The sequence below is a fragment of the Streptomyces sp. A18 genome (genome assembly GCF_059026065.1).
On the sequence record NZ_JBWLKL010000033.1, the window covers coordinates 76327 to 85141 of the forward strand.

The following is an 8815-nucleotide window of genomic DNA, read 5'->3' on the forward strand; positions in this document are numbered from 1 at the left end:
GGGCTTGCACTATTTGCCGGATAGTCAGCGCCTTCGAGCCGGTGTTAGCAATGGGCCAGTTGGCACCCGCCGCATTGGGGAGTTTTCGTGCACCCGTTGACGAGTTCGTCGATCAGTCCCTCCGCACCCGAGGGCGCATGGAACGAAACGCACCGCGCGTTCCGGTCCGACGCGCTCCTCCACGACCTCGTGGGCGAGGCGGCGCAGCGCTGGAGCCACCGCCCGGCGCTGGTGACCGACCACGGCACGCTCACCCACGGAGAGCTGCACACCTGGTCGGGCAGGATCGCCCGGCACCTGCACGAGCTGGGTGCCCGCCCCGGCGGCTATGTCGCCGTGCTCGGCGACCACGCCCCGCACACCGTCGCCGCGCTGCTCGGCGTGGTGCGCGCAGGCTCCGCATACGTCCCGCTGGACCCCCGCTGGCCCGCGGCACGGATCGCGGCGATGCTGTCCGCGCTGCGGGTCGGCTACCTGGTCGTGGACCGGGCCCACTACCGGGTGGCGACCGAGATCTGCTGGTCGCTGCCCGACCTGGCCCACCTGGTGTGCGTCGACGCCCCCGAAGAGCGGCCGTGGCAGGGCGAGTTCTCGGCGGAGACCGTCGCGGACCTGTGGGACTGGGTCGCCGAAGACACGGACGAGTTGCGCGCCGCCGGATTCAACCGGGGCGAGGACGGGCCCCAGTACACCCTCGACGAGGTCACCTCCTACGCCCGCCACGTCGCCGACCTGGTCACACCCCACCTGGACGCCACCTCACGGGTCCTCGAAGCGGGCAGCGGCATCGGGATGATTCTTCAGGAGCTCGCCCCCAAGGTGGCCCGCTACGTCGGCATCGACCCCTCCCCCGTCGCCTCGGACAAGGCACGCGACCGGGCCCGACAGCACGCACCGCACGCCGAGATCGTCACCGGCTTCGCCCACGAGGCCGCCCGCCTGGCTCCGGGCCCCTACGACGTGGCGCTGCTGGCCAGCACCATCCAGTTCTTCCCCGGCACCGACTATCTGCGCGACGTCCTGGACACCCTCGCCGACCAGCTTGCCGACACCGGCACCCTCGTCCTGGCCGACCTCGTCGCACCGGACCAGGAGGCGCACGACGGTCTGCGCGTGCCGCCCGACTTCTTCACCCGGCTGTCCGCCGGGGACCCGCGCTTCGCCGAGGTCCACATCCTCGACCGCGCCAGCCGCGCCCTGCCCCACGAACTGGCCCACCGCTACGACGTGGTGCTGCGCGTCGACAAGCGCCGCACCACACGGACCGGGCCGACGCCGCTGACGGTGACCACCGGACACCACATCGCCCGCTGCGCGCCCGAACCCCAGCCGACGGCGGTGGACCCGGCGTCCATCGCCTACGCGATCTTCACCTCCGGTTCCACCGGAACCCCCAAGGCAGTCGCCGTCAGCCACCGCAGCGGCGTCAACCTCATCGAGTGGGTCAACGGCACCTACGAGGTCACGCCTGACGACCGGCTCCTGATGGTCACCTCGTTCTGCTTCGACCTGTCGGTGTACGACGTCTTCGGGATCCTCGCGGCGGGCGGCTCGATCCGGCTCGTCGCCGACGCCGAAGCGGGCGACCCCGACCGCCTCACCGACATCCTGCAGAACGAGCCCATCACCTTCTGGGACTCGGCACCGGCCGCGATGTCCGTGCCCCTGTCCTTCCTCGAACTCGACGAGCCCCGCGGCCGCGACACGTTGCGGCTGGTCTTCCTCAGCGGCGACTGGGTTCCGCTGACGATGCCCGGACGTCTGCGCGAGGCCTTCCCCCGCGTCCAGGTGGTCGCCCTCGGCGGAGCGACGGAGTGCACCGTGTGGTCGAACCACTTCCCGGTGGACACCGTGGACCCCGCCTGGCCGAGCGTCCCGTACGGCACCCCCATGCCCAACTCCCGGTACTACGTCCTCGACGACCGCCTGCGGGTCTGCGCCGCCGGCGAGAGCGGTGACCTGTACATAGCCGGCGTCTGCGTGGCCGCCGGCTACGCGGGGGCTCCCGGCCTGACGGCACACAAGTTCCTGCCGGACCCGTTCAGTCCCGCCCCCGCCCCGCCCGGTGCCGGTCGCATGTACCGGACCGGCGACCGGGCCTGCTGGATGCCGGACGGCAACCTGCGGTTCCTGGGGCGCGTCGACGACCAGGTCAAGGTGAACGGCTATCGCATCGAACTGGCCGAGGTACAGGCCGCGCTCAACCGGTGCCCGGAGCACATCCTCGAAGCCGTCGCCGTCGCGGTGTCAGGCCCCCACGGCCCCGAGCTCGCCGCGTTCTACGTACCCGCGCCTGCGGACGACACCACCGGCGCGCAGGCCGCGAGTCCGCCAGATCCCCGTACCGCCGTATCCCACCTGCTGCCCACCTACATGCTCCCGGACCACTTCGTCCCGGTCACCCACATCCCCGTATCCGCGACCGGCAAGGCGGACCGCTCGGCCCTGCTCAAGGCGTCCGGCTTCTCCTCGCACCGCTGAGCCCTCAGGCCCCCCACCCCAGCCCCTCGAGCACCGGCAAAGAGAGCAGCATGACTGACATCGCCGTTCGTCCCGCCGCCGCGCCCGACGCCGCCGCGCGCGCCACCCGGGTCCATCTCCCCTCACCCGGTACGCGACGCGCGTTCAGCCGGGCCGTGCACCGCCTCGCCCACACCGGCGCCACCGCCGACAGCATCGTCGCCGACCCGCGCCATCACCTGCCGCCCGACCTCATACGCCAACTGTCCGCACTGCTCGGGTCGCCCGCGGAATGGAACGGCTACCGGGTCCTGCGCGGCCTCTTCACCGGCCTGGGCGAACCGGGCCCCACCCCCACCCACTGGTCCGCGCCGACCGGTCCCGGAGACGTGCCCTACGACCTCGCGCTGGCCCTCGTCGGCCGTCTGCTGGGGGAGGTCTTCGGCTGGACCAACCAGCAGGACGGCCACCTGGTGCACAACATCCTGCCCAGCCCCGGCCAGGAGACCCGGCAGGTCGGCGCGAGCAGCACGCTCGCCCTGGCCTGGCACACCGAGGACGGCTTCCACCCCGAACGCGCCGACTTCCTGCTCCTGGCCTGCCTGCGCAACCCCGGCCGGACCGGCACCCGCCTTGCCAGCATCCGAGACATCGAGCTGAGTGCCACCGACGCCGCCCAACTCGGCAGCCCCCAGGTGGTCATCGACCCCGACGACAGCTACGAGCCCGACCCCCGCCAGGGCGACCACGCCCGCGGCATCCGCACCGTGTGGGGCACCCAGGACGCCCGGTGCGTGCGCTACGACCCCGCCTATACCCGGCTGCTCACCCCGGAATCGGACTTCGCCCAGGCCTACGCGCGACTGCAGCCTGCCTTCGACCGGCACGCCGTCGAGGTCGACCTCGCCCCGGGTGATCTGCTGCTGGTCGACAACGACGTGATGGTGCACGGCCGTTCGGCCTTTCCGCCGCGCTACGACGGCACCGACCGCTGGCTCAAGCGGATCCTGGTCCGCTCGGCCGGCACCGAGCGCCCGGCCCGGCCCCACCAGGAGCGCCTGGAACACGGATTCGGCCAGCACCGCGTCCGCCCCGCCGCATCCCCCGCACCGGATGCGGGGCCGACACCGCCCGCCCTTCTTGACGACTGAGGACACCGCCGTGCTGCCAGAGACCCTTACGCTGACCGACCCCCAGCTCTACGCGACGGGCGACCCCCACCCGCTCTGGCGGGCCCTGCGCCGCGAACAGCCCGTCCGGTGGCACCAGCCGGCCGACGGGTCCGGCTTCTGGGCGGTCACCGGCTACGAACCCGGGCTGCGGGTGCTGCAGGAGTGGCAGGTCTTCAGCTCCGCGCAGGGCACGATGCTGCGCCGCGACCTGAGTCAGCCCTTCCCTGGCGCCGGGAAGATGCTCGCCCTGACCGATCCGCCCCACCACACGGTGCTGCGCCGGGCGGTGGGCCGGCTCTTCACACCGCGTTCGCTGGCCCGTCTGGAGGACAAGGCGCGCTCGATCGTCCGGCCGCTCGTGACCCGGGCAGTGGCCGCCGGGCACTGCGACTTCGCGCAGGACGTCGCCGCACGCATTCCGCTCGCTCTGGCGGCCGACCTGCTCGGTGTGCCGATCGAGGACGTCAGCAAGATCGCCGACGCCACGGCGCGGATCTCCTCCCGCGACCAGGACGACGGCGGACTCGACGCCCAGATCGCCCACCTGGAACTCCTCGACTACTACAGCCAGGTCATGGAGTCCCGCCGCGCGAACCCCGGCGACGACCTCATGTCCGCGCTGGTCGTCGCCCAGGCGGACGGCGCAGGGCTCACCGACGAGGAAGCCATCCTCACCTGCGACAACGTCATCGTCGCGGTAGGCGACACAACCCGCGCCGCGGCCGCCGGCGGGATGCTGGCCCTGCTCGAACACCCCGACCAGTGGGCCGCGTTGAAGGCGGGCCAGGTGGATCCGGCCCGCGCCGTCGACGAGATCCTGCGCTGGGCACCACCCGCCACCCACCTGCTGCGCACAGCGGTCCAGGACACCGTCCTGGGCAATCAGCACATCGCCGCCGGGGACCCGGTCACCGTATGGATCCCCTCGCTCAACCGTGACGAGTCGGTGTTCGGCGACGGCGACGTCTTCCGGCTCGACCGCACCCCCAACCGCCACCTCACCTTCGGCGGCGGCGTGCACTTCTGCCTGGGCGCGGCCCTCGCACGGCTGGTCCTTCGGGTGCTCCTCGACGAACTGGTGACCGGCACCGGGGACATCGCCCTGGCCGGTGAGCCGCGGCGGCTCGCGTCGTACACGGTGGGCGGTCTCGCCGCCCTGCCCCTGCGTCTCACCGCCCCCGCCGCGGCGACACCCGCCCTCTGAATCCACGCCGCTGCCCTTCCGCACCCCGCCCGAGGAGCCCTCATGTCCGCGCCCGCGTACGCGCAGCACGACGCCACGGTGCACCACCTGGTGGCGGCCCAGGCCGCCGCCCGCCCGGACGCCGTGGCCGTCCTCGCCCCGGACCAACCGCCGCTCACCTACCGGATGTTGGACGAGGACTCCACCGCGTTCGCCCGCCGCCTGGTGGCCCAGGGCCTGCAGCCCGGCCAGTACGTGGCCATCCGCATGCGCCGCACCCCGGCCTTCGTCGTCGCGCTCCTGGCCGTCCTGAAGGCCGGCGGCATCTACGCGGCCATGGATCCGAACTGGCCCGAGTCGCGCGTACGGCACCTGGTGCGGAAGGCGGACGCCCACATCCTGACCGACGAAGGCCCGGACGCCGCCTTCACCCTGGACCCCGCGCCACAGCGCCACCGGCTGCACCTTCAAGGGCCGCCCGACAGCGCTCTGTTGCCGGTGATCGGGCCCGGCGACGGCTGCGCCGTGATGTTCACGTCGGGCAGCACCGGCGAGCCCAAGGGCTCCATCTCGCCGCACCGCGCGGTGGTGAGCCGGTTCATCGCGGTGGACTACGCGGACTTCGGACCGGGGCGCACCGTCCTGCAGGCCGCCCCGGTGTGCTGGGACGCCATGATGATCGAGCTGTGGTCGGTCCTGATGAACGGCGGCACCTCCCTGCTCCTTCCCGAGGGCCGCCACCTCTCCCCCGCGCTCATCCACGAGTACGTCACAGCGACAGGCCTGGACACCCTCTGGCTCACGGCGGCGCTCTTCAACGCCTTCGTCGACGAGGACCCCGGCTGCTTCGCCGGACTGCGCCAAGTACTCACCGGCGGCGAGCGGCTGTCACCGGGACACGTGAGCGGATTCCGTACGGCGCACCCCACGATCCGCCTCGTCAACGGCTACGGCCCGGTGGAGACCACGGTGTTCGCCACGACCCGCGTCATCGAGGACGGCGACGCCGAACGCTACGGACAGATCCCTCTGGGAACGGGCCTGCCCGGCACGCCGATCCACGTCCTCGACGCCCAGGACCGCCCCTGCCCGCCGGGCACGACCGGAGAGATCTGCATCGGCGGCACCGGCCTCGCCCTCGGCTACCTGGGCGACGAGGAACTGACGGCGCGCAAGTTCCGGACCCTGCCCGGCGGCGAGCGAGTGTACCGCTCCGGCGATCTCGGCAGCTGGCACACCGACGGGCTCCTGCTCTACGCCGGCCGCCAGGACCGCCAGGTCAAGATCCGGGGGCAGCGTGTGGAGCCCGCTGAACTGGAGCAGTTCCTGGAGCACTCGGGCGTGCCGCGGGCGGCGGTCACCGTCCTGCGCGACCCGAGCGGCGCCGCCACCGGACTCGCGGCCCACTGCCTCCCCCCGGGCCACGGCCGCACCGCCGAGGACCTGCACGCCCGCTGCCACACCGAGCTGCCGCCCTACTTGCGACCCCGGCAGCTGGTGCTGCTGGACGCCTTTCCACTGACCGCGAGCGGCAAGGTCGACTTGAAGGCCCTGGCCGAACGCCTCGACACGGACCACCCCGCCATCGCCCACTCCGGCGTGCCGGAAGAGGCCGACGAGGCGCACAACTCCCTCCTGGAGGCGGTGCTCACCGCGGCCGCCGCGCTGGTGGGCCGACCCCTGGGACCCGACGAGGACTTGTTCCAGTCGGGCGGGGACTCGCTGTTCGCCATGCAGCTGGCCAGCCGCCTGGAACGGGACCACCGCGTCCGCGTCGCCCTGGCCACGGTGCACGAGGGCCGCACCCCGCGGGCCATCGCCGCGGACGCCGAACCCCTGGGCGCCCCGGAGGCGGAGCGCCAAGCCGTGCCGGGGCAGGACGAAGTCCTGGACAGCCGACAGGACTTGTGGCTCCAGGAGCAACTCGCGCCCGGCGACCCCGCCCACCTGCTGGTGCTCTCCTTCACCGTCGCCCCGGCCGTGGACATCGGGGCACTGCGCACCGCCCTCGACTCCGTCGCCGCCCGCCACCCCGCGCTGCGTACGGTCTTCCGCCTCAGCGGCCCGGCCGTCGTGGCCCACGAACTGCCCCAGGCGCGGATCCCCGTCCACGAGACCGAGCGCGACGCAGGCCTCGCCGGGGAGGTACCGGACGCGTGGCTCACCCCCTTCGACCTGGCCACCGACCCTCCGCTGCGCTGCTTCGTCACGCCCTGCGACACCGGGTCGGTGATCACCCTGGTGCTCCATCACATCGCCTACGACGGCTGGTCGGAGCGCGCCTTCCTCGCGGACCTGAGCGCGGCCTACGCGGCGGGCGAAACGGGCGGGGACACACACCCGGTCCAGGTCCAGACTCCCCCGCCCGCACTGCGGGACGAGGCGGCACTGGCTCGGGCGCGCGGGCACTGGCAGCACGCACTGCGATCGGCCGAGCCGTTGGCCCTGCCGTCCGGTACACCGGGTGAAGCCGCCCGGTACGCGCGGCGGCAACTGGCCCTGGATGCCGGGGAAGTCGATGCTCTGTGTACGCGTATCCACCGCTCACCGCACTTCTCCGCACTCACCTGGTACGGCTCGGCGTTGCACCGCCTCACCGGAACCGACTGCTTCACCGTCGCCTCGTACCACGCCGGCCGGGAGCGCGTCGGCGAGGACGTGGTCGGCTACTTCGTACGGCCCATCCCCCTGGTCCTCGACTTCCGCTCCTGCGACGGACCGGCGGAGGTGGCGGCGGCAGCCCGCCGGGACTGGTTGGCGGGCGTCGGGTTGGCACCGCTGCCGTTGTCCGACCTGGCGGCCGTCGCCCCCCGCCCCGACGATCACCGACTGCCCCCGGTCTTCCAGGCCGCCGTGATCTACCAGAACGCACCAGCCGCCGACCTGCATCTGCCTGGCCACACGGTGGCCCGCCGCGAGGTCCGGCCACCCGCCGCTTCCCTGCCCTTGCTCGTCCAGATCTGGCCGTCCGCCGACGGCGCCTGGGACATCTGGCTGGAGTGCGACCCGACCCGCGTCCCGGCGACCATCCTGGACGAACTGTCCGGCCACCTCACGGACTTGCTCGCTGCCGCTTCTGACGGCCGAGTATCGGTCTAGTCAACTGCCGAGGGGTGACGGGCCCACTCGTCGAAGGTGTCCTCCAGGGCCTGGAGCATGGTGGCGAACTTGGCCTGGGTTTCGGCCAGTTCCGCTTCGGGGTTCGACTGGGCGGTGATGCCCCCGCCGACGTACAGGCGCAACTGCGCCGCCGAGAGTTCGGCGCAGCGCAGGACGTGTCCCACTGCCCGTCTCCGGCCTGTCCCATCCAGCCGACCAGCCCGCTGTAGTAGCGCCGCGGGACGGGTTCCAGTGTGCTGATCAGTGCTCGCGCGAGGCCGGTGGGAGTGCCGCGCCGAGCAGGACGGACGGCAGGGTCGGGCTGTCGGTGTCGTGGCCGGTGGGGAGGGTGCCTGCCCAAGACGCTGTGGACGGCCGATGAGAGGCCCGGCGTCGCGCTCGCCTACGGTGCTCAACTCATGCACGGAGTCACCCCGGTGGTCCGCGGAACGGTCCGCAAATTCGTCGTCGACCTCTTCGACGCCCCCCTGGACTGACCGCGACCGCCCGGCGCCACGTGCGCCGCGCGTGCCGGGGAGCTGCCCGCGCACGATCGCGCCGGTCTCCGGACCGCGGGCGATCGGACGTTATGGGCGCTCGCGCCTTCAGGGCGCGTCAGGGTGCTTTCGAGCCACGCTGTCCATGCACCCGGCGGCGGCGCGACGAGCACGGGCGATTGCGTTGCCCCCTTGCCGCTGCCCTACGCGGTCCGGTAGGCGCGGAGAAAGGTCCGCACTCCCTCGACGACCAGTGGCCGCACGCGGGGGTCCTCCGCGGCGTTTGCGGAACCGAGCCTGTCCAGGGCGACGCCGAAGGTCAGCGCAAGGAACTGGTCGGCCGCGAGCCGAGGGTCGGGGACCTCGAGCAGCCCTGCCGCGGCAAAGACGGCGAACCGCTCGGC

General features: G+C 72.6%; 6 protein-coding genes. 4 read left to right on the top strand and 2 right to left on the bottom strand.

Features of this window, described 5'->3' with window-relative positions; all coding sequences use genetic code 11:
* Positions 1–87 precede the first annotated feature (87 nt).
* The 4 genes from AC5P1C_RS34100 to AC5P1C_RS34115 are packed head-to-tail and all read left to right on the top strand — an operon-like array spanning position 88 to position 7914.
* Complete coding sequence (locus AC5P1C_RS34100) at positions 88–2481, top strand: AMP-binding protein (RefSeq protein WP_493869843.1); 2394 nt, start codon at positions 88–90, stop codon at positions 2479–2481.
* 50 nt (positions 2482–2531) lie between these two features.
* The gene (locus AC5P1C_RS34105; protein ID WP_493869844.1) at positions 2532–3611 is read left to right on the top strand and encodes a TauD/TfdA family dioxygenase; all 1080 of its coding nucleotides are present in this window, start codon (positions 2532–2534) and stop codon (positions 3609–3611) included.
* A 10-nt stretch (positions 3612–3621) separates the two neighbouring features.
* The gene (locus AC5P1C_RS34110; protein ID WP_493869845.1) at positions 3622–4836 is read left to right on the top strand and encodes a cytochrome P450; all 1215 of its coding nucleotides are present in this window, start codon (positions 3622–3624) and stop codon (positions 4834–4836) included.
* A 42-nt stretch (positions 4837–4878) separates the two neighbouring features.
* Positions 4879–7914, top strand: a complete 3036-nt coding sequence (locus AC5P1C_RS34115) for an amino acid adenylation domain-containing protein (protein WP_493869846.1) — start codon at positions 4879–4881, stop codon at positions 7912–7914.
* On the opposite strand, the gene AC5P1C_RS34120 is transcribed toward AC5P1C_RS34115, so the two are convergent.
* Positions 7911–8099, bottom strand: coding sequence for a chorismate-binding protein (locus AC5P1C_RS34120; protein WP_493869847.1), 189 nt, complete (start codon positions 8097–8099; stop codon positions 7911–7913). The genes AC5P1C_RS34115 and AC5P1C_RS34120 overlap by 4 nt on opposite strands.
* 515 nt (positions 8100–8614) lie before the next feature.
* A partial coding sequence (locus AC5P1C_RS34125) for a TetR/AcrR family transcriptional regulator C-terminal domain-containing protein (protein ID WP_493869848.1) occupies positions 8615–8815 on the bottom strand: 201 nt, incomplete at its 5' end.